General features: G+C 54.2%; 20 protein-coding genes. 6 read left to right on the top strand and 14 right to left on the bottom strand.

Annotated elements, in window-relative coordinates; all coding sequences use genetic code 11:
• The first annotated feature begins 82 nt into the window (after nucleotides 1–82).
• Entirely contained in the window at nucleotides 83–1435 is a 1353-nt protein-coding gene (locus MYS68_RS09040) for a phytoene desaturase family protein (RefSeq protein ID WP_275983452.1), read from the top strand.
• A gap of 82 nt (nucleotides 1436–1517) precedes the next feature.
• Here the strand turns inward: MYS68_RS09040 and MYS68_RS09035 are convergent, their stop codons facing one another.
• The 3 genes from MYS68_RS09035 to MYS68_RS09025 form a co-directional block, all read right to left on the bottom strand.
• A complete protein-coding gene (locus MYS68_RS09035; RefSeq protein ID WP_248925520.1) occupies nucleotides 1518–2171 on the bottom strand; it encodes a FusB/FusC family EF-G-binding protein in 654 nt (217 codons plus the stop codon).
• Between the two features lie 284 nt (nucleotides 2172–2455).
• Nucleotides 2456–3223 (bottom strand): lipase family protein, encoded by a 768-nt coding sequence (locus MYS68_RS09030; RefSeq protein ID WP_248925519.1) that lies wholly within the window; start codon nucleotides 3221–3223, stop codon nucleotides 2456–2458.
• A 116-nt stretch (nucleotides 3224–3339) separates the two neighbouring features.
• Nucleotides 3340–3858 (bottom strand): hypothetical protein, encoded by a 519-nt coding sequence (locus MYS68_RS09025; RefSeq protein ID WP_248925518.1) that lies wholly within the window; start codon nucleotides 3856–3858, stop codon nucleotides 3340–3342.
• 182 nt (nucleotides 3859–4040) lie between these two features.
• On the opposite strand from MYS68_RS09025, the gene MYS68_RS09020 reads away from it, so the two are divergent.
• Entirely contained in the window at nucleotides 4041–4256 is a 216-nt protein-coding gene (locus tag MYS68_RS09020) for a hypothetical protein (protein WP_248925517.1), read from the top strand.
• A gap of 13 nt (nucleotides 4257–4269) precedes the next feature.
• Here MYS68_RS09020 and glgA read toward each other — a convergent pair whose 3' ends face one another.
• From glgA to glgB, 4 genes are all read right to left on the bottom strand, one after another.
• Complete coding sequence (gene glgA, locus MYS68_RS09015; protein WP_248925516.1) at nucleotides 4270–5703, bottom strand: glycogen synthase GlgA; 1434 nt, start codon at nucleotides 5701–5703, stop codon at nucleotides 4270–4272.
• 415 nt (nucleotides 5704–6118) lie between these two features.
• Nucleotides 6119–7228: a glucose-1-phosphate adenylyltransferase subunit GlgD gene (glgD, locus tag MYS68_RS09010; RefSeq protein ID WP_248925515.1), complete on the bottom strand. Its 1110-nt coding sequence runs from the start codon at nucleotides 7226–7228 to the stop codon at nucleotides 6119–6121.
• Between the two features lie 6 nt (nucleotides 7229–7234).
• Nucleotides 7235–8389 (bottom strand): glucose-1-phosphate adenylyltransferase, encoded by a 1155-nt coding sequence (locus tag MYS68_RS09005; protein ID WP_248925514.1) that lies wholly within the window; start codon nucleotides 8387–8389, stop codon nucleotides 7235–7237.
• Nucleotides 8390–8441: 52 nt separating this feature from the next.
• On the bottom strand, nucleotides 8442–10388 hold the full coding sequence (glgB, locus tag MYS68_RS09000; RefSeq protein WP_248925513.1) for a 1,4-alpha-glucan branching protein GlgB: 1947 nt from the start codon (nucleotides 10386–10388) through the stop codon (nucleotides 8442–8444).
• Between the two features lie 211 nt (nucleotides 10389–10599).
• Here glgB and MYS68_RS08995 point away from each other — a divergent pair, with 211 nt between their 5' ends.
• From MYS68_RS08995 to MYS68_RS08985, 3 genes are all read left to right on the top strand, one after another.
• Nucleotides 10600–11733, top strand: coding sequence for a peptidylprolyl isomerase (locus MYS68_RS08995; protein ID WP_248925512.1), 1134 nt, complete (start codon nucleotides 10600–10602; stop codon nucleotides 11731–11733).
• Between the two features lie 140 nt (nucleotides 11734–11873).
• A complete protein-coding gene (locus tag MYS68_RS08990) occupies nucleotides 11874–12737 on the top strand; it encodes a class I SAM-dependent methyltransferase (protein ID WP_248925511.1) in 864 nt (287 codons plus the stop codon).
• Nucleotide 12738: 1 nt separating this feature from the next.
• Complete coding sequence (locus MYS68_RS08985) at nucleotides 12739–13461, top strand: RluA family pseudouridine synthase (protein ID WP_248925510.1); 723 nt, start codon at nucleotides 12739–12741, stop codon at nucleotides 13459–13461.
• Between the two features lie 49 nt (nucleotides 13462–13510).
• On the opposite strand, the gene MYS68_RS08980 is transcribed toward MYS68_RS08985, so the two are convergent.
• Entirely contained in the window at nucleotides 13511–13855 is a 345-nt protein-coding gene (locus tag MYS68_RS08980) for a MarR family transcriptional regulator (RefSeq protein ID WP_420852209.1), read from the bottom strand.
• A gap of 292 nt (nucleotides 13856–14147) precedes the next feature.
• On the opposite strand from MYS68_RS08980, the gene MYS68_RS08975 reads away from it, so the two are divergent.
• A complete protein-coding gene (locus MYS68_RS08975) occupies nucleotides 14148–14315 on the top strand; it encodes a hypothetical protein (RefSeq protein WP_248925508.1) in 168 nt (55 codons plus the stop codon).
• Between the two features lie 31 nt (nucleotides 14316–14346).
• On the opposite strand, the gene gyrA is transcribed toward MYS68_RS08975, so the two are convergent.
• The 6 genes from gyrA to MYS68_RS08945 form a co-directional block, all read right to left on the bottom strand.
• Nucleotides 14347–16782, bottom strand: a complete 2436-nt coding sequence (gene gyrA, locus MYS68_RS08970) for a DNA gyrase subunit A (RefSeq protein ID WP_248925507.1) — start codon at nucleotides 16780–16782, stop codon at nucleotides 14347–14349.
• Between the two features lie 82 nt (nucleotides 16783–16864).
• Nucleotides 16865–18838, bottom strand: a complete 1974-nt coding sequence (parE, locus tag MYS68_RS08965; RefSeq protein ID WP_248925506.1) for a DNA topoisomerase IV subunit B — start codon at nucleotides 18836–18838, stop codon at nucleotides 16865–16867.
• 101 nt (nucleotides 18839–18939) lie between these two features.
• Nucleotides 18940–19932, bottom strand: a complete 993-nt coding sequence (locus MYS68_RS08960; RefSeq protein WP_248925505.1) for an ABC transporter permease — start codon at nucleotides 19930–19932, stop codon at nucleotides 18940–18942.
• Complete coding sequence (locus MYS68_RS08955; protein ID WP_248925504.1) at nucleotides 19925–20884, bottom strand: ABC transporter ATP-binding protein; 960 nt, start codon at nucleotides 20882–20884, stop codon at nucleotides 19925–19927. The genes MYS68_RS08960 and MYS68_RS08955 overlap by 8 nt, the downstream gene beginning before the upstream one ends.
• A 23-nt stretch (nucleotides 20885–20907) precedes the next feature.
• Entirely contained in the window at nucleotides 20908–21723 is an 816-nt protein-coding gene (locus MYS68_RS08950) for a GDSL-type esterase/lipase family protein (RefSeq protein ID WP_248925503.1), read from the bottom strand.
• A gap of 461 nt (nucleotides 21724–22184) precedes the next feature.
• Nucleotides 22185–23978 carry an ABC transporter ATP-binding protein gene (locus tag MYS68_RS08945; RefSeq protein ID WP_248930856.1) on the bottom strand — a complete coding sequence of 598 codons (1794 nt, stop codon included), beginning with the start codon at nucleotides 23976–23978 and terminating at the stop codon, nucleotides 22185–22187.
• Nucleotides 23979–24001 lie beyond the last annotated feature (23 nt).

Here is a 24001-nt window from a genome sequence, read left to right as displayed (position 1 = left end):
TCCACGCAGCATAACATCATTTTAACACAAAAATATGTCAACACATGTTGACATGTAAATATTGGGTATTTTACAATAAACATTGTCAACACCCGTTGACAATTGGGCATCATCTTATCCCATATTAAATTATCGAAAAGAGGAGATCGACATGGCAAAAAAAGAAATCGCGGTGGTTGGAGGAGGTTTGGCCGGTTTAACCGCTTCCGTATTATTGGCAAGAGCCGGCTGCTCCGTCACGCTATTCGAACGGTCAAGCGTACTTGGCGGACGAGGAGCGACGAAAGATGTGGGCGGCTTTCGTTTCAATCTGGGCCCCCATTCGTTTTATCTGGAAGAAAACGTGAAGTCCGTCCTCGAAAATATCGGCGTCAATTATACCGGTCGAACACCGGATCGCTCGAAACAGCTTATGGAGCTTAAAGGAAAATTAGGCAAACTGCCGAACACAGTCCCTTTTATTTTGCATAATGAAGTGTTGGAGGAAGACGCGAAAAAGGAAATTTTGAATCTTCTTTCCGGTGTACAGCAGACGGATACCGCAAAATGGCGTGGGAAATCCGTAGCCGAATGGATGGAAGACTGCTCCATTTCACATCCCGATACACGATTATTTGTGGAAGGTGCCCTGCGGCTTCTTACTTACAGTTCCGCTGCCGATCTGTTTGATGCGGAGTTGTTTCTGAGTCTTTTACGCACGATGCCGGAGGTATGGTACTTGGATGACGGCTGGGGTACGCTCATTTCCGGCCTGGAACAAGCCGCAAGGGAGGCGGGTGTCCGAATAGCGCTTAGCTCCAAAGTAAACCGAATTCATGAGACGGCGCATGGGTACAGCCTGTTATTATCTGAAGGTTCTCCCCATCCGGTCTCTTTCGTGATATTGGCGGTTCCTCCCGCTGCTGTGTTAAATTTGCTGGAAGAAACCGACTTTCCGGAACTTCGAAATTGGGCGACGGAAACGATACCCATTTACGCGTCGGCTTTGAATGTGGCCTTGAGGCATTTGCCTAATCCGGAACAGCCGTTTGTGCTCGGATTCGATACTCCTTATTACTATTCCGCTCATTCCGATGCCGCCAGGTTGGCTCCTGACGAAGGAGCTGTAGTCCACCTTATGAAATATGTCCGGCCCGGGGAAACGATCCATCATGCGGCTGTCCGTGAAGAACTGCGCACCTGGATGGATTCGCTTCAGCCCGGCTGGCGCGACCTGATCGTCGAGGAGCAGTTCCTTCCGAGCATGATGGTGGCCGGCGATATCATACAGGCCAAACGCGGCGGTCTCGCCGGCCGGTTCGGTCCCCAAGTTCCGGGTACGCCGCACCTCTACGTTGCCGGAGATTGGGTTGGAAATGAAGCTCAATTGGCAAATGCCAGCATTATGAGTGCGTGTCGCGCCGCTTCCATGATTTTGGAAGGGGGCGAACTTTGAACATCGCCTTATTTATACTTCCGACAAAATAGTTAAGAGGCCGCCGGTTACGGCAGCCTCCAGTCAATCTATATGAGCTCGGTTACCCGATAACCGCATGAATAAACCTCTCGAGAGCGGCGACATCCGTAATGTTTTTGTTGCAGGATTCGCTGTTCACGCACAAATAGTTGCCGATCGCTTTATAGTAATCGGGCGAAGCGTTGGCCGGTCTTGATTTGGTGACGGCCGTAAACAAAGCTGCCTCTTCATGACGGTTGCACAAGAAACACAAGCTTTTCTTGTTGGTCGGGGTAAATCTTCCCTCCACCCCTACAGGCTTCCCGTCCAGATGATAAACCAGGAACAGCTTATTCGTGGCGATATCGGTCCATCCGAGATAAGTCAAATACCGGTAATCGATTGCGGCCAAATCGGGAACCTTTAACTTTTTATTTTTCGGAAACAGCTTCATAAGCTGCTTCTCCGTCACACGCGGAAACTCCGTCATATACGGCTCGAGCGACTGCAAATAGTGCTGGAATTCTCCCGGCGAATTGAGCCCCGCCATCCGCTCCAGCATCTGCCTCTGCAGCTCCGTTGAGTCTGCGAACGATTCGACAATTTTGACCTGAGCGCTGTACCTTACCGATTCCACTACTTTCGGATCGGATACCGTGCTGCAAGTTTTTTGCAGCAGATCGGCCTGTTTTTTGATCAAATTATATTGATGGTTTCTAATAAATGGTTGGTTCATCGCTTGTCAGCCCCTTATTTTGAATGGATGGAAAATAAGGTGCAAAGCCCATTATTAGAAACGATATAAGCTTACTCGGGCGACTATATTAAAATAACCGCCTCATGCAAAGTATCGCCCTAACATCAGGCTTTGCATGAGCCGTTACAAGTTCCGGCAAATTGATTTGCCATTTCTACCGACCTCCCTTGTCATGATCATTATAGCCTGAATGCAGGCTTTGCCGCAACCGTACATAGCAAGCAGGGCCAAATTGGCATCCGCGTGAAGGTTCAATCCATCATTTACCTGGACCCTGCCGAAGATTCCGGACAAAAGCCGGGATTTCTCCTGCACAGTCTGCCGGCATAGGATGGCAGCAGGGACGCCAGACCGCGGTAATATGCGCGGATTTTATGATTGTCGAGCGGATTGCCGGCCTGAAATCTTACCGTCAGTACCGCATGCACGTGTTGATAATCATATTGGCCGAAGGACGGAGGAAAAAGAGGCACGACGTCGTTTTCGTTGAAGATGCGGATCGATTCGCCGACCGAACGGCGAAACGCCGCGACAAATGCGGAATCGCCCACTCTCGGTGAACCGAACGTAACGACCGAAGGACGGCGGAACGCCGTGTGAGCCGCAATATCGGGAGCGCACAACGTGGCGAGTGCGCCTCCCGAGCTGTGGCCGGCAAGGACAAGCTGCCTGCCCCCGGCAGCCAGTCTGCCCAGCCGGCGCAGCAGCTTGTTTCTGACCGCACGGGCATACAGCTCGGTAAACCCCTTATGCGTATGTCCGCCTTTGCGAATATATGGATACGGCACCTGCTCCCAGTCGAAATCGGAGAGCAGGTCGTTTAAGTTTTCCGTTCCCCGGAATGCTACAATCACCTTCTCTTTGGAATGGATGATGAACCCGAGATAAGGAAACCGTTCTTCTCCCATCTCGGCGACAAGCCGGTACCCGCGAGGCAGCACGAACGTCCCCTTTGTCTTGTACTGCTCAAGCGACTGAGCGACGACGGCCGATAAAAATATCGCTTTGCGCACCCTGCGCGTGTCTTCCACTGCAATTCTCCTTTGCCTAAGAAGCGTTCCTAATACATTATTCAAAGCGCTTTTATCTGCACACGAAAAAAAAGAAAAACACCGGAAACAAGCCGGTGCCGTAATCGGATGGTACGTTATTCGGTGTCGTCGTCCTCTTTATTCTTCTTCTTGTTCTGATCGTCCCCGCTGTCGCCGCCTTGGTCCATTTCTTGTCCTTGCCCGTGTCCATCAAGCTCGTCGTTGTCTTGACCTTCATCCTGCCCTTGCTCCTCCTGCTTATCTTCCGTACCTTTTTTCCGGTCGTCGTTCTGATCCGTTTTATTTCCCGACTTCTGATCCTGTCCTTGGTCGTCCGCTTGCTTGTCTTTCTTCTTTTGGCCCTCCCCCTGCTCGCTTTGCTTCAACTTCTTCTGTGTCGCCTTGTCGATCTCTTCCTGCTGCTTAAGCTTGTAATCTTGGATTTCCTGCAGCGTCTTCAAATGAAACTGCGCTTCGTGGTCGATGATTCCGCCTTGCTCTCCTCCCGCTCCGCCTTGCTGAGTCGCAGACTGCTGCTTCTGAGTAGCCGCCTGGCCACCGCCTTCCGATCCGCCTGAGCCGCAAGCAGCAAGCCATAAGACACACATGAGCCATAACAAACCAAGTCGATTCATCGTATACCCTGCCTTCTTTTTTGGTTTATTTTTCCCGATTCGGCAGAGCGTATTCCGGGATGGAAAGATCCGATGTTTCGAGGGCATTGTTGTCAATTGTTACAATTTATTTTGTCATAAACTACAATGCTGTCCATATACTTAAGAGGCATAACGATTGACCAGAAAGAGGTGTCGCTACGATGTGGGAAAGTGTCCTAAATCGAGAACATTTGGAAATTCAGGCGGATCAGAGCCGCAAATCGGTGCTGCTGCGAATAAAAAAAGCGCAGCCCGCCGCCGAGGCCGCATCGCTGCACTTAAACGAATCCGAGTTTTTCGAAGTGATTCATACGTTATTGACGATTAACCGAACCTTTAACCAGCCGGCGAACTATTTCGATGCCGAAAAGCCGTAAAGAGCCCGGGGCGCTAAGTTCCCTTTACCAGCTTGTCGTATAACACCGCATAAGCCGCTGCCGATTTGCGCCAGCTGAAGTCTTTTTTCTTGATGTTGTTTAAAATGGCAGCCCACGCCTCGGCATTGGAATAAATCCGCACGGCGCGTTCGACCGTATACAGCATGTCGTGAGCGTTGTAGTAGCTGAAGCTGAACCCGGTGCCTTCGCCGGTTTCTTCATTGTAAGCCTGCACCGTGTCGCACAGCCCTCCGGTTTCGCGGACGATCGGCACGGAGCGGTAGCGCATCGCAATCAGCTGGCCGATGCCGCACGGCTCGAATTTGGACGGCATCAGGAACAGATCGGAGCCGGCATATATTTTCCGGGCGAGCGTCTCGTCAAACAAAATGTTCGCCGACAGCTTGTCCGGATACCGGTCCGCAGCCCACTGAAACAGCCGCTCGAACCGCTGCTCGCCGGTGCCGAGCACGACCCACTGCGCCTCCAGCGCAAGAAGCTGCTCGATTACGTGGTCAATAAGATCGATGCCCTTTTGCTCGACAAGCCGGGTTACGAGCGCGATCAGCGGCACCTCCTTGCGGATGGGGAGACCGAGCCGTTCCTGCAAGAGCAGTTTGTTTTGCTGCTTTTTGGCGAATGAATCGCGATAATTGACATCGACGCGCGGATCCGTCATCGGGTCGAATTCGTCGTAATCGATCCCGTTGACGATGCCGTACAGCCGGTGGCTTTGGCTGCGCAGCAGGCTGTCCATGTTTTCGCCGTAAAACGGCATCTGGATTTCGGAGGCATACGTCGGGCTGACCGTCGTGATCACATCGGAGTACAGCAGCCCGCCCTTCAAAAAGCTCGCCCCTCCGTGCATTTCCAGCGCATACCCCGAAAAATGCTCCTCCCCGAGCGCGAAGAAATCCTCAAACATCTCCTTGGCAAAAACTCCTTGGTACATCAAATTATGTATCGTCATCATCGTCTTGATATGTTTGTACGGCTCCTGCCAGCTGAAGTGCGCCCGCAGCAGAACAGGAATCATCCCTGTCTGCCAATCGTGGCAGTGAATGATGTCAGGCATAAAATCGATGTACGGCAGCGCGTCAAGCACCGCCCGGCAAAAGTACGCGAACCGTTCGGCGTCGTCCCCGTAGCCGTAGCAGCCTTTGCGCCGGTAGTAATATTCGTTGTCGATAAAATAAAAGGTGATGCCGTCATGAACGAGCTGTAAAATGCCGCAGTACAGGTTCCGCCACCCCATCGTCAGGTTGAACGTAGCAACGGTTTCCATCTGCTCCTTGTAAACTGCGGGCACGTCCTCGTAATTCGGCAGGATGACCCGCACGTCCGTCCCCAGCTTGGCCAACTCCTTCGGCAGAGAACCGATGACGTCGGCCAGCCCTCCCGTTTTTGCAAAAGGTACAGCTTCCGATGCCGCAAACAACACTTTCATGGCGTTTATCCACTCCTTTTATTTGTTGCCGAGCGTTTCGATTCGTTGAGGTTATGCCCTGCCGCGGCGGTTCGAGGAAGCGGAAATTGCGGGTTGTTCGGGGGAGCGGTGCGTTTCATAGGCGTGTGTCTTGGGTGCAGGGGATATCCTTTCGGTTCCTCTTGAAAAAATGGTTCTCATATTGAAACGGCTAGAAGTTGAACCATTTTTTCAAAGGGAACTCGCTTTCGCTCTCCAGGACATCCCCAGGTAACTATCATCGCCCATGAAATGCACACAGTCTCAAACCAAAACCCGCCGACCCGCGTTCCGGGAAGGCCACGAAAGAAACGGCAAAACCTCAAAGGCCGAAGCGACCGGCATTTTTTCTCTATAGTAAAGTCAATGAGAGCTTATACACTGAAGAACCGCTTGTTCAGATCACTTTCGTTTTGGAGGCGATAAACGGCGCTTTGTTGTCGCCGGTCAGCACGCGTCCGCGGCTGATGAATACATCCTTGTCGAGGATTGCGTTTTCGATGATGACGTTTTCCTCGATCTCGCAGTTTTGCAGGATGATGCTGTTTTTCACGTAGGCGCCTTTGCGGATTTTGACGCCCCTGAACAGGATGCTGTTTTCGACTTTTCCTTCGATGACGCAGCCGTTGGCGATCAGCGAGTTTTTGGCGATAGCATTGTCCAAGTATTTAGCCGGCGGCTCGTCTTTGACCTTCGTGTAAATCAGATTTTGCCGGAAGAACAGCTCGCGCCAAATGTTCGGATTCAGCAGCTGCATGCTGTGCTTGTAATAACTTTGAATCGTATTCACTACTCCAGCATACCCTTCGTGCAAATACCCGTAAACGCTCAGCCGGTCGATATTTTTCATGATGCCGTCCCGAACGAGATGATCGTATCCTTGGGCGAGGCACGATTCGACCATATCGAGCAGCAGCTCTTTTTTCATTACGAACATTTCCATCGAAATGTTGTCGGTGCGCAGGCGGCCGGTATTTTCCTCGATCACGGTCACCTGGCCGCTTTCCTTCACCGCCAGCCGGCGGAATTTGGCCAGCTCCTCGTGATCCGCCCGCTTGTACACGACGGTAATATCCGCTTCTTTCTCCATATGGTATTCAAGCACGGCGTTGAAATCGATGTTGCACACCAGGTGGCTGCGCGAGATGACGACGTATTCCTCCGGTCCCCGGTAAAAGTAGTCGCGATGGCTGTAAAACTGGAACAAATCGCCTCGCGCCATGCCGGTCGTCTCGTGCAGTACTGCCGGCAGGATGAAAAGCCCCCCTCTTTTGCGGTCGAGATCCCATTCCTTGCCGGAGCCGAGATGATCCATCAGCGAGCGGTATTTATGCTGTGTGAACACGGCTACGTTTTCGATGCCGGAATTCACCATGCTGGAAAGCGCAAAATCGATCAGCCTGTATCTCGCGCCGAACGGCACTGAAGCCACGCAGCGGTAATAGGTCAATTCTTCCAAATCATCCGGTTCGTTAACCAAGTTGATAACGCCCATCATCCGTTTCATCCGCCGTCACCCTTTCATCGTCGTCAAGCTGATTGTTTCGTTGCTGCCGATCAACGTGATGTCTTGACTGCCTTCCGGGTGGCCGATGGTAACGCCGTCCTCGATGACCGTCCCTTCTCCGATGATCGCCTTATAAATGCGGACATGGCTGCCGATTCTTACGTTCGGCATGATGACCGAGTCCTTGATTAAGCTGCCCTCTCCCGTCTGCACTCCGTAAAATAGTACCGAGTGGTCCACCTCGCCGAATACGCAGCAGCCTTCGTTGACCAGCGATTTGCGCACCTGCGCGGTAGGAGCGATATATTGGCCGGGCTGAGCGTAGTTGACCGAATATATGCGCCAGCTGCGGTCGTTCAAATTAAACTCGGGATCGTTTTCGAGCAGGTCCATATTCGCTTCCCATAAGCTTTCGATCGTGCCGACGTCTTTCCAGTAGCCCTGGAACGGATAAGCGAACAGCTCTATGCGGTCGCGCAGCATTTGCGGGATGATATCTTTGCCGAAGTCCTTGCTCGACTGCGCGTTCTGCTCATCCTTGATCAGGTACGATTTCAGCGTGCTCCAATTGAATATATAAATGCCCATCGAAGCGAGGTTGCTTTTCGGCTCCTTCGGCTTCTCGGCGAATTCCGTAATCCGGTCGTCGTCGTCCGTGCTCATGATGCCGAAGCGGCTCGCTTCCTCCCATTTCACCTGAATGACGGCGATCGACGCGTCGGCGCCCTTGCGTTTATGAAAATCGAGCATCCGGTCGTAATCCATCTTGTAGATGTGGTCCCCCGAAATGACGAGCACATATTCCGGGTCGTACTGCTCGATAAACGGAATGTTGCGGTAAATCGCATTCGCCGTCCCTTCATACCAGTTGCCCCCCTGCTGCTCCATAAACGGAGGAAGCACGGTAACACCGCCGTTTTTGCGGTCAAGATCCCAAGGGGCGCCGATCCCGATGTAGGTGTTCAGCACAAGCGGCTGGTACTGCGTCAGCACGCCTACCGTATCGATGCCGGAGTTCGTACAGTTGCTGAGCGTAAAATCGATAATCCGGTATTTGCCGCCGAAATGAACCGCAGGCTTCGCCAAATTTTTCGTGAGCAGCCCGAGCCTTCTTCCTTCGCCGCCTGCCAGCAGCATGGCCACGCATTGTTTTTTGCGCATTGCTGATGCCCCCTTTGGATGAGTGAGTATGGCCGTATTTCAAACTTTGGCGTCAATCCGCCGTCCGGCGGCGCCTCCCCGGTTTGGTGCCGGATGCAGCCGCGCTGCGGACGGGTTTCAGCCAGACGGCGCCGAGCGGCGGAATCGTCATCTCGATGCTGTAGGGACGATTATGCCAAGGCAGCTTATTCGCCTTCAACCCGGCTGGATTGCACACACCTGAGCCCCCGTATTTTTCCATATCACTGTTAAAAAATTCGATATACTCGCCGGGCATCGGGACGCCGATGCGGTATCCGTGATGCACGACCGGAGTGAAGTTGCACACAAAAACGATAAAATCGGACGGGTCTTTCGCTTTTCTCATGAAGGTAACAATGCTTTGCTGGTCATCGTGAGGATCGATCCACTCGAAGCCTTCCGGCCGGTGGTCAAGCTCCCAAAGTGAAGGTTCGGTGCGGTAAAGTCGGTTTAAATCGCGGGTATATTGAAACATATTCCGGTGACTGTCGTACTGCTCGATCATTTCCCAATCGATGTCCTCCAGGTCTTTCCATTCGTCGAATTGACCGAACTCGCCGCCCATAAACAGCAGCTTTTTGCCAGGATGGGCCATCATATAGCCGTATAAGGCGCGCAGATTGGCGAACTTTTGCCAGTAGTCACCCGGCATTTTGTTCAGAAGGGATTTTTTGCCGTGCACCACCTCGTCATGCGACAAAGGCAGCACGTAATTTTCGGAGTAAGTGTACATGAAGGAAAACGTCAGCTTGCGGTGGCTTCCCCTGCGGAAATACGGGTCCACCTCCATATACTTAAGCATGTCGTTCATCCAGCCCATGTTCCATTTATAATTGAAACCGAGCCCTCCGGTGTAAACCGGTGTCGTAACGAGCGGCCAATCGCTGGAATCTTCCGCCATCATCAGGCAGTCGGGAAAATAAGCGAATACCGTCTCGTTCAGTTTTTTCAAAAAAGCGATCGCATCGAGATGCTCATCGCCGCCGTGACGATTCTTGATCCATTCCTCGCGCGGCTTCATGAAATTGAGCGACAGCATGCTGGCGACCGCATCGACGCGCAGTCCGTCGATGTGAAACTGCTCCATCCAGAACACGGCGTTCGAGATCAGAAAGCACACCACTTCCGGTTTGGAAAAATCAAACGCGAGCGTGCCCCATTCTTTCTTGTCCGCCAGACGCGGGTCTTCCGGCTCGTAAAGCGGCTGCCCGTCGAACAGCCTGAGTCCGTGATCGTCCTTGACAAAATGGCCGGGCACCCAGTCCATGATGACGCCGAGCCCGCTTTGATGACAGCGGTCGACAAAATACATAAAATCTTTCGGCGTGCCGAACCGGCTCGTTACCGAGTAATACCCGGTCGCCTGGTACCCCCACGAACGGTCGTACGGATGCTCCGCGAGCGGCAGCAGCTCGATATGGGTATATCCCATTTCCACTGCATATGCGACGAGGTCGTCGGCCAGTTCCCTGTAGGTGCGGAAGGTTCCGTCAGGATGCTTTTTCCACGTGCCGAGATGCACTTCGTAAATGAGCATCGGGCTGTTGTAGGAGGAGCGCTCCCGCTTGGCTTCAAACCATGCGCCGTCGTTCCACTCGTAGCCGGCAAGCTCGTAAACCCGCGAAGCGGTGCCCGGCTTCAGCTCCGAGTAAAACGCATAAGGGTCGGCTTTCCAAATCGTCGTGCCCTGTGCCGTTTCAATCTCGTACTTGTAATATTGGCCTTCGCTTACGCCCGGGATAAACGCCGACCATACGCCCCAAGTGCTGACTTTGGCCATTGGATGTTTGCGCCCGTCCCAGCCGTTAAAATCGCCGGCGACGCGAACCGCTCTCGCGTGCGGAGCCCATACCGCAAACCGGACTCCGGCGATGCCGTTCCACGTCATGAAATGAGCGCCGAGCATACGGTAGCTGTGGTACAAGCTGCCTTCGTGGAACAAGTACAAATCTTCGCTGCTTGGGATCAAATTTGTCATCGGGCCATCCCCTTCGAGAGCTGTGTGAAACGTCATCGACACTGTGCGCACGCTCCTATATGTGAAAATACTACATCGGACGTAAAAATCCTTTCCTTGCAGCGTAAATTCACAATCTTTTTACTCAAACGGACCTAAACGACAAAAAAAGCAGGATTTTCACGGATTAGGTCGAATTATTAGCTGATTACCAAAGAAGGGTGGAACTACTGTGAATGACAAATTAAAAGGGCTTCTGCTCGGCATGTCGATCGGCGTCATGCTGACAGGCTCGCTTGCTTTTGCCGACTCTACGCAAATCGAAGTGACCCTGAAAAACCTGAAATACATGTTTGACGGAAAAGAGGTCAAGCAGCAGGACGGTCAGCAAAGCATCGTGTATGACGGCACGACGTACGTGCCTATCCGGTTTGTCAGCGAAGCTCTGGGCAAGCAGGTGACGTGGGACGGCGAGAACGATACGATCTGGATCGGCAAAACTCCGAACGCCGTCGTTGCCGAGTATACCGGCGGACAAGTCACTTCCGGGCAGCTCGACAACTACATCGCCTTCTGGACCTTGCTTGATCCGGAAAACAAGCCGCGCGAGACGGTCAAGGGTTATAAGAAAACCATGCTGAACCAGTGGATCGGTTATCAAATTTTAGCGGGACGGGCCGACGATGCGCTGAAAGCTTCTCTGAAGGATACATACGAAAGCCAGTACGAACAGATTAAAAACCGGATCACCCAGCAAAACGGAGGTGCCGATTTTGACGGGCTGCTTGGCGAGGTGAATCTGACGCCGGACGATATCCGGCATTACATCGAAACGGTGGTCACTGCGCAAAAGGTCGTTGAATCGCAAATTACCGACGTGCGTCTGAAAGACCTGTACGATTACGAAATCAAGTTCCGCACCGGTCAATTTACGACGGCATCCGTACGCCATATCCTGATCGGGCTCACGGACAGCAAGGGCAATGCAAGAACGAAGGAAGACGCCAAGAAGCGAGCCGACGATGTGCTTGCCAAACTGAAGGACGGGGGCGATTTTGCCGCTCTCGCCAAGGAATATTCCGACGATCCGGGCTCGAGTGCAAACGGAGGTTTGTACGAAAACGCCCCTGTCCAGGAATGGGTGCTCCCTTTCAAAAACGCCGTGTTGGACCAGGAGCCGGGCAAGCTCAGCAGACCGGTCGAAACGGAGTTCGGCTATCATATTATCCGGGTCGAGTCCCGCAATACGCTCACGTTCGAGCAGGCTAAAGACCAAATCAAACGGCAGGCCGTATTCAACCAGCTCGATCAATTCAACAAAGTCGAACTGCCGGGCCTTATTCAGAGCACCAACATTCCGGATTGATCCGGTTTCATTCCGCTTGTTAAAGCCGCCTCGCGCGGCTTTTTGCTTGCCATTTTTGTATTGGCCAGCGGATTCATGTACAATAGGAGATTGAAACAAGACCTGATGAACATACCCCGTGAAAGAAGGTACCGCTACATATGTTTGCTGCTCAAGATTGGGTCGATTACGAACTGCTCGATACCGGCGGCGGCGAGAAGCTGGAACGTTGGGGCAACATCGTTCTGCGCCGCCCGGACCCGCAAATCATTTGGCCCTTAGTGAAAGAAACCGGCATTTGGAAAAACGCCGATGCCCATTACCATCGCAGCTCCAGCGGCGGCGGCAACTGGGAGTACAGAAAGCAAATCCCGGAGCGCTGGACGATCCGCTATGACAAGCTGCAATTTTACATTAAGCCGACCGGCTTCAAGCATACGGGGTTGTTCCCGGAGCAGGCGGCCAACTGGCGCTGGATGATGGACAAGATCCAGGCGTCCGGCCGGCGTATCCGCGTGCTGAATCTGTTCGCATACACCGGCGGCGCTTCGGTTGCCTGCGCTTCCGCCGGAGCCGAAGTATGCCACGTTGACGCTTCGAAAGGCGTCGTTCAATGGGCCAAGGAGAATCTCCAGCTTTCCGGTCTCGGCGACCGCCCGGTTCGCTTCATTACCGACGACGTGTTCAAATTCGTGCAGAGGGAAGTGCGCCGCGGCAGCAAATACGATGCGATCATCATGGATCCTCCGTCCTACGGACGCGGACCGAACGGCGAAACCTGGAAGCTTGAGACCGACTTGTATCCGTTCATCGAGACCTGCATGGGGATTTTGACGGAACAGCCGCTGTTTTTCCTCATCAACTCCTATACGACCGGCCTCTCCGCCACGGTGCTGCGCAATATCCTGACATTGTCGCTCGGACGCAAGCATAACGGCACCATCACGTGCGGCGAAATCGGCCTGCCGATTACGGCGTCGGGCCTGACGCTGCCCTGCGGCATTTTGGGACGCTGGGAGTCGTAAAATGAAGACGCGTTTTCCGAACGTCCCCATCCTTTATGAGGATAATCATGTGCTGGTCGCGGTCAAACCGGTGAATGTGCCGACGCAGGAGGATGACTCGCGCGATCCGGACCTGCTCACCTATTTGAAGCAGGATATCAAGATCCGGTTTCAAAAGCCCGGCAACGTCTATTTGGGGCTTGTTCACCGGCTGGACCGCCCGGTCGGCGGCGTGATGGTGTTCGCCAAGACGTCGAAGGCCGCCTCCCGCCTCTCCGATGCGGTCCGCACCCGAACGCTGCGCAAAACGTATACCGCCGTCGTGCGCGGCAGGCCGAAGCAGCCGCAGGCGACGCTGAAGCATTATTTGCTCAAGGACGAGCGAACGAATACCGTCTCCGTCGTGCCCCCGGATAAGAGCGGCGCCAAAGAAGCGGTGCTGGATTACCGCGTGATCGGTTCGTCCGAAGGGTTATCGCTTGTGCGCATCCATCTGCACACCGGGCGGCCGCATCAAATTCGCGTGCAGTTTGCCGCGATCGGCTGCCCGCTGTACGGCGACCAGCGCTACGGAGCGAAGCTGAACGAGGCAGGCCAGCAAATCGCGCTGTGGGCGACGCAGCTTACGTTCGAGCATCCGACGCTCAAAGAAACGATGAGCTTCAGCTCCATGCCGCCAAACGAATATCCGTGGCACCTTTGGCCGGCCGACCTGCTGCAGGTCGGCCCAGGCAGCACACCATGAAGGCCGGACGGCAAGTGTCCGGTCTTTTTTTCCGTCAGGGAGTGTTCCGTTACCCGGCTACTTTTCCGAGCAAATAAACGAGCAGCTGCTGGTTGTGCGACGAAATCCGGCCCAAATATCCGCGAATGAACTCCTCACGAATCCGCACTCCCCGTTCGCATTCCGCTCTCCCCTTCTCCGTCATCAGCACCCATACGATTCTCCGGTCCTTTTCGTCCCGCTCCCGGATAATCAGCTCGCCTTTTTCCATTCGGTCCAGCAGCGTCGTAATGGCCGCCGGAGTCGTCGCCAAATACTCGATAAAATCGGATGGCTTCATGCGTTCCTGCGTCGCCAGCAGCTCCAGCACGCCCAGCTGCCCCTCGGTCAGCGTCGGCGCAAGTTGGGCCTCCATGTACGAGTGGATGTCCTTGGACAGCTTGGACCATACTTTGACAAAATCGTTCGGACTCAAAGTCGATCATCTCCTGCTACACCAAACTTTTCCTCTTTCCTAAAAAAATTATAACAAGCTTTGTGCGCGAAAAAAAGGTTAATCCCATTAATATTTTGGGACATGAATCGGCAAAAACGAGGAACACTTGACCCATTTCAACATATATTGCAGTATAGGCTGATAACACGATGTAGAGGCTTGTCAGATCGGCGCGTTACTCGGCCAAAATTTTCCGAAGGAGCGATTGGCAATGGACGATTGGAAGGTGAACCTCGCTGAAAAAGCTTTGGAGAAAGGCATAATAAACGACCCGCAGTGGCTGCAAAAGCTCGATGAGCCTGTGCCTCTGTGGGCCGTTTTGGACATGATGCTGCAGCTTGTCCGCAAGCTGGAGCCGGAATATTCAAGTTATGATTGATCGGCAGTCATACCGTCGGGCTTATAACCGATCAGGCTAAACGAATGACATCAAGGACGAAATCCGTTTTGTCCAAAGCGATGACCTGCTTGCCGGTCGACTTGCGCTCCTCGATCGGAGCGCTTTCGGTCGAGAACGTGCGGCGCTCTCCGCTCTTCAGCACAGCGACGAGGTCAAACGCTTCCTTGACCGCGAAAGCGCCGACCAGCATCGTCCCGTTCGGCTTCACACGTTTGCCTTCCTTGAACTCGAAGGTGAATATGCCTTTGCCGCCCCGGCCTTGGACGGAATAGTCCATGAGCAGCGAACGTTTGGCATACCCAAGATCGGATACGACGAGAACCTCGCCTTCTTCCCCTTCCACCCATTCGGAAGCGATCACCTCATCGTCTTCTTTCAGCTGGATACCTCTCACCCCGGCCGCCGCACGGCCCATCGGGTTCACCTCATCCTCGCGGAAACGAATGCTCATGCCGAGTTTGGTGACGAGTAAAATTTCCATATTGTTCAGGCTGAGACGCACATCGATCACTTCGTCGCCATCTCCGAGCTTGCAGGCGACGATTCCGGTCGTCCGGTTCGTCATGTACTCTTTCAGCTCAGTCCGCTTGACTTGGCCTTTTTTGGTTACGAACACGAGCGACTTGGCCGGATCTTCGAAATCTTTGACCGGAATGACACTCACGATCTTGTCGTCTTTCGGAATCGGGATTATGTTGACGATGGCCGTTCCGTTTTCCTTCCACTTGTACTCCGGCACCTGGTGGACCGGAAGCAAATAATATTGCCCTTTTTGCGTGAAAATCATCAGGTTTTCCAGCGTGTTCACGTCGAGCATATAGCGGACGTAATCGCCTTCCTTCACGCCGGTGCTTTCGATTTCGCCTCCGGAGCGGGTAAACGACAGCTTGCTTGTCCGCTTGATGTATCCGTCGTTTGACAGCGTCACGAACACATCCTCCGCAGTGACCATCACTTCCAGGTTTACCTTGAGCTCCTCGACTTCGCCCTGAATCTCGGAACGGCGGTCAACGCCGTATTTGCTGCGAATGCCGCCGATTTCATCCTTGATGACGCCAAGCAGCTTTTTTGTGCTGGACAGGATCGATTGCAGATAAGCGATCGTTTTCTGCACGTCCTTCAGCTCTTTTTCCAGCGACGTAATCTCCAGGTTGGTCAGCCTGTACAGCTGAAGCACCAGGATCGCATCCGCCTGCCGCTCGGAAAAACCGAATTTCTCCACGAGGTTGTTTTGCGCGTCCTGGCGATTTTTCGACGCCTTGATCGTGGCAATCACTTCGTCCAAAATATTTAGCGCTTTAACGAGCCCTTCCAGCACGTGGGCGCGGTCCTCGGCTTTTTCCAGTTCATATTGCGAGCGGAACGTGACGACTTCCTTCTGGTGCTCGATGTACGCCTCCACCATCTCTTTCAAGCCAAGCTGCTTCGGCGTTTTGTTGACGATCGCCACCATATTGAAATTGTACGTCACCTGCAGGTCCGTCTTCTTCAGCAGGTACGCGAGAACGCCCTGTGCGTCCGCATCCTTCTTCAGCTCGACGACGATGCGCAGCCCGTTTCGTCCGCTTTCGTCCCGCACTTCGGCGATGCCTTCGATTTTCTTCTCCAAACGGATGTTCTCCATCGCGGTGACGAGACGGGATTTGACGACTTGATACGGAATTTCCGTGATGACGATCTGCTGCTTGCCGCCGCGAAGATCCTCGATGGCCGTCTTCGAGCGCACGTAGATGCGGCCTTTGCCGGTACGGTATGCCTCGCGAATGCCTTCCTCGCCCATGATGATACCGCCGGTCGGGAAGTCCGGACCTCTCACGATCGTCATCAGCTCTTCGAGCGTGATGTCAGGTTTATCCATCACCGCGATGCAGGCGTCGATCACCTCGCGCAGGTTGTGCGGCGGTATTTCCGTCGCAAAGCCGGAGGAGATGCCGCTGACGCCGTTGACGAGCAGGTTCGGATAACGTGAAGGCAGCACGACAGGCTCCTTCGCCGTATTGTCGAAATTATCCTTGAACTGCACGGTGCGCTTCTCAATATCGCGGAGCAGCTCCATCGCAATCTCCGACAAGCGAGCTTCCGTGTAGCGCATCGCCGCCGCCGGATCATCGTCAATGGAGCCCCAGTTGCCGTGCCCGTCGATCAGCACGTGGCCCATTTTCCAAGGCTGCGCCATCCGGACCATACCCTCGTATATCGACGCGTCGCCGTGCGGATGGTAGTTGCCCATTACGTCCCCGACCGTTTTGGCCGATTTGCGGTACGGCTTGTCCGGGGTGTTGCCGGCATCATACATCGCATACAAAATGCGCCGCTGCACCGGCTTGAGTCCGTCGCGCACGTCGGGTATGGCCCGGTCCTGGATAATATATTTCGAATAGCGTCCGAAGCGGTCGCCTACGATTTCTTCCAAATATGCGGGTAGAAACTCTTCGAGAATGCTCACATGTACCCCCCTGTCGATTCATAACAGTACGGCGAGCAATGGCCTTTCAGGACATACCGCCCCTGAACCATGCTCACCGGTCTTATTCTTCGTATTCGGTAAAATCGACGTTCTCGATGATCCAGCGTTTGCGCGGGTCGACCTTGTCGCCCATCAGCGTCGATACGCGGCGCTCCGCTTTGGCGGCGTCTTCAATCTGCACCTGCAGCAGCGTCCGCGTTTCCGGGTCCATCGTCGTCTCCCACAGCTGCTCCGGGTTCATCTCGCCGAGACCTTTGTAGCGCTGAAGCTCGAGACCTTTGCCGAGCTCCTTGGTCAGCGCCTGCAGCTGCTCGTCGGTCCAGGCGTATTTGACGACGGTGTTTTTGCCCGATTTCTTCGTCACCTTGAACAGCGGAGGCTGGGCGATATACACCTTGCCGTTATCGATCAGCGGCTTCATGTACCGGTAAAAGAAAGTCAGCAGCAGCACCTGTATATGCGCACCGTCCGTGTCGGCGTCGGTCATGATGATGATCTTGCTGTAATTGCTCTCCGACTGGTCGAACTCCGGCCCGACGCCCGCTCCGATGGCAGCGATGATCGCCTTGTATTCGTCGTTTTTCATAATATCGACGAGCTTCGCTTTCTCCGGATTCATCGGCTTGCCCTTCAGCGGCAAAATCGCCTGGTACCGCGAATCCCGGCCCTGCTTCGCCGAACCGCCCGCCGAATCGCCCTCGACGATGAACAGCTCGGTGCGCGTAAAATCTTTCGACTGCGCCGGCGTCAGCTTGCCCCCGAGGTTCGAGCTTTCGCTTTTGCCCTTCTTGCCGCTGCGCACTTCCTCGCGCGCCTTACGCGCCGCTTCGCGGGCTTTCGCCGACTGGATCGCCTTTTTCATGATCAATTGGGCGGTTTGCGGGTTCTCCTCAAGGAAAACGGCCATATGATCGGCCACGACCGAATCGACCGCGCCGCGCGCCGAAGCGCTGCCGAGCTGGTCCTTCGTCTGTCCGACGAATTCGACCTCGCCCATTTTCACGTTGATGACGGCCATCATGCCTTCGCGCAGGTCTTGGCCGTCGAGATTTTTATCCTTTTCCTTCAAAAAGCCGTTCTTCCGCGCATAATCGTTCATCACACGCGTGTACGCCGTCTTGAAGCCGGTCTCGTGCGTTCCGCCGCCGCGGGTCGGGATCGAGTTGACGAACGACACGATCGTTTCGGTGTAGCCGTCGTTGTACTGCAGCGCCACCTCGACTTCGATATCATCTTTCTCGTCGGCAAAATGGATCACATCGTGCAGCACCGTCTTCTCTTCGTTCAAAAATTGCACGAACTGACTGGCGCCGCCGTCGTATTTGAACGTCTCTTCCTTGTCGGCGCGCTCGTCCTTCAGGGTTACCTGCAGCCCCGAATTCAGAAAAGCGATTTCCTGCAGGCGTTCGGCCAGCGTATCGTAGTTAAGCGCGATGCCGCCCTGGAATACGCGTTTGTCCGGCTTAAACGTAACTTTCGTTCCGGTCTTGTTCGTATTTCCGATCACTTCCAGACCGGTTACCGGTTCGCCGACATGCTCCTTGCCGTCCGGGTCAACCCAATATTCGAAGCGCATCCGGTGCGTTTTTCCTCCGAGGTAAATCGTCACCTCGAGCCACTCGGACAAGGCGTTTGTTACGGAAGCGCCTACGCCGTGCAGGCCCCCGGACTTTTTGTAGCCGCCGCCGCCGAATTTTCCTCCCGCGTGCAAAATCGTAAATACGACCTGCGGTGTCGGGATGCCGATCTTATGCATGCCCGTCGGGATGCCGCGGCCGTTGTCGAGCACCGTGACCGAGTTGTCCTTATGTATCGTCACGTCGATTTTCGAACAAAACTTCGCCAAATGCTCGTCCACGGCGTTGTCGACGATTTCCCAGACGAGGTGATGCAGGCCGGACGGGCCGGTGCTGCCGATATACATGCCGGGTCTTTTGCGGACCGCGACAAGCCCTTCGAGCACTTGAATATCGTCGGCGCCGTAGTCGGACGGCTTATTTTCTATATTGGCAAACAGGTCGATCTGTTCGGGCATTGAGGTTCCCCCTAATATGCGAAAAAACGATGGTCGTCTGTTTTTTCCGGTTCTCTTTCGTTCTACAGCGTTCTAATGTGCATTATATGCATTCGACAGCGCTAGTTCAAGATATCTTTTTTCGTAAACGCCCAAAAAGACACGATCACCGACGCGATTCCCCAGACGGAAAGCACGATTAAGGAGAACGTTAAGTCCATTCCTTTGATCGGTGGCATTGATCCGGTCAAGTAATCGGTAAGCCGAAAATTGACCATAAACAAGTATTTCGCCGTCTCCCAGGACGACACCATGTTGGTCAAAATCGTGCCGGCAATGATCAGCGCGAGCATGATGCCCATTCCCGCCGCGGTGCTGCGCACGAGCACGGAAATCATCAGCGACATGACGGCCACGATCAAAGCGGCAAACCAGACAAGCCCGAACTCCATGATCAAATATATCCACTGCTCCACCGGCCTGACGTACGACAAATCGAGCTCCGCTCCGACTACCCGAAAGCCGAAAAATACCGGCATATCCCAGCCTCCGTAGCCGAACACGACGCCGGAAATAAGGTAACAGAGCACCGCCGTCGAGATGACGGTAAGCGACACGAACAGCACGAGGCTGATCAGCTTGCTGAGCAATATTTTCCACCGTTCGACAGGTCGGGTGAGCAGCAGCTTGATCGTGCCTGTCGAATGCTCGGAGGAGACGAGATCGGAGGCAATGACCATCACCATGAGCGGGATAAACAGGCTGATTGCGTTTTTCAGAAACTCCCGGGTGAACGTGACCGCATTCGGCGAAGCCGGATTGACGTCCTTGTCCAAATAATATTGAGCCAGCTTGACCTCGACGCGGCGCCACTGCTTCCATTCCTCCGGCACCCGGTTGCTGCCGATGCTTCGCGTATAATCGACAATTTTCTGCCGCTGCTCCGCCCGCCAGTCGCTTGTACCGAACTGCTTCAGGTTGCTTTGCGCCACTTTGTACTGGGCATATGTAAACATCGGGATAAGGGCGGCGAGGATGAGAATGACGACGAGAAAACGGCGTTTTTTGACGATTTTGATACATTCGTTCTGAATAAGCGGTATTAAGCTACTCAATGCGCTCACCTTCCGTCAGGCTGAGGAACAAGTCCTCCAGCGTCGGATTTTTCATCTCGATGGCAAACAGCCGAACGCCTGCTTCCACCAGGCTTTGATTGATGCGCGGCACGTCGCCGGTGTTCATTTGCGTAACAATCGTACCGCCGTTTTGCTCGCCATGCGGGTCCGGCTCCGTAACGGCGAGCACCTGAATGTCCGGAGAACGGCCGAGCACGTCCAGCGCCCGATCCAGCGGCTCCGCCTTCCAGACGACGCGGCTGCCGGCCTGGGCGATCAGCTTGTCCACCTCACCCACCTGAATAACTTCACCGTGGCTGATGATCGCCACACGGTCGCACATTTGCTGAATTTCGCTGAGCAAATGGCTTGAAACGAACAAGCTTAGCCCCGTATCCGCAAGCTGGCGGATAAATTCGCGCATTTCCTTGATCCCTTGCGGATCGAGTCCGTTCGTAGGCTCATCCAAAATCAGCAGTTTAGGATTTCCCAGCAGCGCCTGGGCAATACCGAGACGCTGGCGCATCCCGAGCGAATATGTGCGCACCTTGTCGTGGATGCGCTGATCCATGCCGACGATGTCGACCACCTCGCGAATCCGCTTTTCGCCGACGCCGGGCAGCATCCGGGCAAAATGCTCGAGATTTTCCCAGCCGCTCAAATACCCGTACAGCTCCGGATTCTCGACAATACAGCCGACATATCGGAGCGCTTCATTATGCCGCATATGTACGTCGTAACCGCAAATTTTCACGGAGCCTTCCGTCGGTTTGATCAGATCGACGAGCATGCGGATCGTCGTCGTCTTGCCGGCGCCGTTCGGGCCGAGAAAGCCGAATATTTCACCGGCATATACATCAAACGAAATGCCCTTGATGATCCATTTGTTCTTTATTTTTTTACGAAGTCCGTTAACGGACAAAACGACCTCAGGCTGCCCATGCTGAGCCACGAAACCCACGCCTCCTTTTAAACTCATTTCAAGATCTGCGCGATCCGCTCGGCAATCCGTTCGTAGCCGTCCTGGTTCGGATGGAAATGATCGCTGTACAAATATTTGGTCAGATTCAGCTCAAACAAATCGTAGGTCGGCACGACGACGACGTTCGGGTACCGGTTCGCCATTTCGAAGGCGGACGTGTTCCACTTTTGCACGACGAGAGAGCCTTCTCTCGTTTCGTCCAGATCAAGGAACGGATGGTATAACCCGACATAATATACGATCGCCTTCGGGTTCGCTTTGGCTACGATGCTTAGCACCTGCTCAAGCCGCTTTAACGCTTCGGGCATCCGATCCGCGGCCGCCTTTGCGCTGAAGCCCTGAGACTGATCGAGTATGCCTTGGCCGCCTTCAAACAAATCGTTGCCGCCGATCGTAAGCAGCACGATATCCGATTCGGCGATCGCTTGGGAGATTTCTTTTTTCGCGTCAAGATCCTTCAGTAAATCGGTCGTCCGGTAACCCGGAATGGCGAAGTTGTTGTATACGAAAACCGGCTTGCCGGCCTGCTTCTCCAGCTTGTCCCGCAGCTGTCCGACGTACCCCTTGCCCGTCAAATCCCCGGTTCCCGCCGTCAGCGAATCGCCGAGCGCGACGATGCGAAGCTGCTCTCTGTCCGCCAGCACGTCCGGCTTCTTCTGCTCCGAAGCCGGGAGCCCCGGCTCGTTCGACACGACAGGATTCGGAAACAAAATTTGATTGACCGCATACACAAATCCGAATGCGCAGAGCGCCGTAGAAACGATGCTGCCGATGACGACCGCGCGCCATAACCACTTGGACGATTTCAAACGTTTCCCCTCCACCTGCTTCTGTTAAAATATGTCGATTGCTCTGTTTTTAAGAGTAAAGGTTTGAGCGGGAATTTGCAAACTCGAGGCCCCCCCCTAAATGGGAGCCCCCCCTAAATCCCCCCATGGGGGGGACCCCAGGCGCTCGGGCGCCCTGGACCCGCCCGCGGTACGGGAGTGCTCGCTTCTAGTTCGCGTTCGTCGGGCATGGATTTTTTGGGCTGCGCATAAAAAATCCTATGCCCGACACGCTTTACTTTGGGAGCGAAGCTGCCGGGAGTGACTGAGTGCCTCGGGCTCGCGATTGTCCTTCATGGTTTTGCTGTAGCAAAACCTATTACAGACGCGCTTTACTTTGGCGCGGTGTGGTGCCAAACAAAAAACAAGCCCCCATGTTCTCAGGCGGAGCTTGTTTTTTGTGTTAAAGATATGTAACGCGGCAAATCAACTTTGATCACACATCAAATCACTTGCTTCAAAAGGCGGTATTGCGCTTGGATGAGGCCGTGGTAGATGCCGCGGTGCTTCATCAGCTGCTCGTGATTGCCCATTTCCATCAGCGTGCCGTGATCCATCACGACGATGTTGTCGGCGCTGCGGATCGTCGAGAGACGATGCGCGATAATAAATGAGGTGCGCCCTTTCAGAAGCAGCTTGAGCGCCTCCTGAATTTTCAGCTCCGTTTCCGTATCGATGCTGGCCGTCGCCTCGTCGAGGATGAGAATGCGCGGATCGGCGAGCAGCGCCCGGGCGAACGAAATGAGCTGCCGCTGTCCCATCGAAAGCACGTTGCCGCGCTCCTGCACCTCGGTGTCGTAGCCGTTCGGCAGGTTCACGATAAAATCGTGAGCACGTACCGCCTTGGCGGCCCGCTCCACTTCCTCATCGGTTGCGTCCAGCTTGCCGAATCGAATGTTTTCCCGGATCGTGCCGGAGAAAATGAACGTGTCCTGCAGCACGATACCGACCTGCGATCTCAAGCTGTGCAGCGAGACGTCGCGGATATCGTAGCCGTCGATCGTGATCCGGCCGGCCGTCACATCGTAAAACCGGCACAGCAGGTTGATGATCGTGCTTTTGCCGGAGCCCGTATGGCCGACCAAAGCGACCGACTGCCCCGCTTCCACGTTCAGGTTCAGCCCTTTCAGGGCATAACGTCCGGGCTCGTATTCGAATTTCACGTTTTCAAAGTGAATGTTGCCGATGATCGGCGGAAGCTGGATCGGATCTTTTCTCTCCGGGACGGAAGGCTTCTCGTCGATAAATTCGAATATCCGCTCGGACGAAGCCATGGCGATGAGCAGGTTCGAGTACATTTGGCCGAGCCGGTTGATCGGCTCCCAGAAGTTGCCGATATAGTTCGCGAACGCAACGAGCAGACCGACCGTAATTTCGCCTTTTTGAATCAAGTAGGCGCCGAACCAAAACAAAATGCAGTACCCGATCGCACCCGTCACCTCGATGATCGGGTTGAAGCTTTGGTTGAGCGTCGACGCCCGGTTCCAATGCTTCGTGTTATCCTGGTTCATATGATCGAAGAAGGCGATATTTTCTTTTTCCTGGGTAAAAGCTTGCGTCACCTTGATTCCCTGAATGCACTCGTTCAGGTGCGAGTTAATGCGCGCGGTGCGGATTTGCACCGTCTGCCACGAGCGGCGGATGGCGACGCGCAGCTTGGTCGATACGAGAAACATGATCGGTACGGTCACGATAATCGCAAGCCCCAGCTTGAAGTTAAAAAACAGCAAGATGATGATGATGCCGGTAAGCTGCACACAGTCGATCATCAGGTTGACGACGCCGTTGGTCAGCAGATCCTGCAGCGAATTGACGTAGTTGACGATGCGTACCAACACCGAGCCGGCGGGCCGTTTGTCGAAAAAGTTAAACGAAAGCTTCTGAATGTGGCTGAACAAGTCGTCCCGCAGGTCGTAAATCACCTTTTGCCCGATAAAGTTCGTATAGCGGATACGGTATGTATTGGCGGTCCATTGTATAAGATACAGCGCCAAAATGCCTCCGACCGCAAACAGCAGCAGCTTGCCGTTGCCGGCGAGGAGCGCCTTGTCGATGGCGAAGCTGATGAGCAGCGGGATAAATAGCTTCGACAGCGCGCCGACGCACATCATGATGATGATGATCGGCAGCAGCTGCTTGCTGTAAGGCTTGACGTATTTGGCCATACGCCGGACCTGGTTCCAGTCGAAAGGCTTGTCGAGCTCCTCGTCGTCCTGATAGATGAACCTGTGCTGCACGTCCTGCTTCGGAGCTGCGTTTT

The sequence above is a fragment of the Paenibacillus hamazuiensis genome (assembly GCF_023276405.1).
Lineage (GTDB): Bacteria > Bacillota > Bacilli > Paenibacillales > NBRC-103111 > Paenibacillus_AF > Paenibacillus_AF hamazuiensis.
The sequence above is the reverse complement of the archived record's forward strand: the minus strand, read 5'-3'. Positions and strand labels throughout refer to the sequence as shown.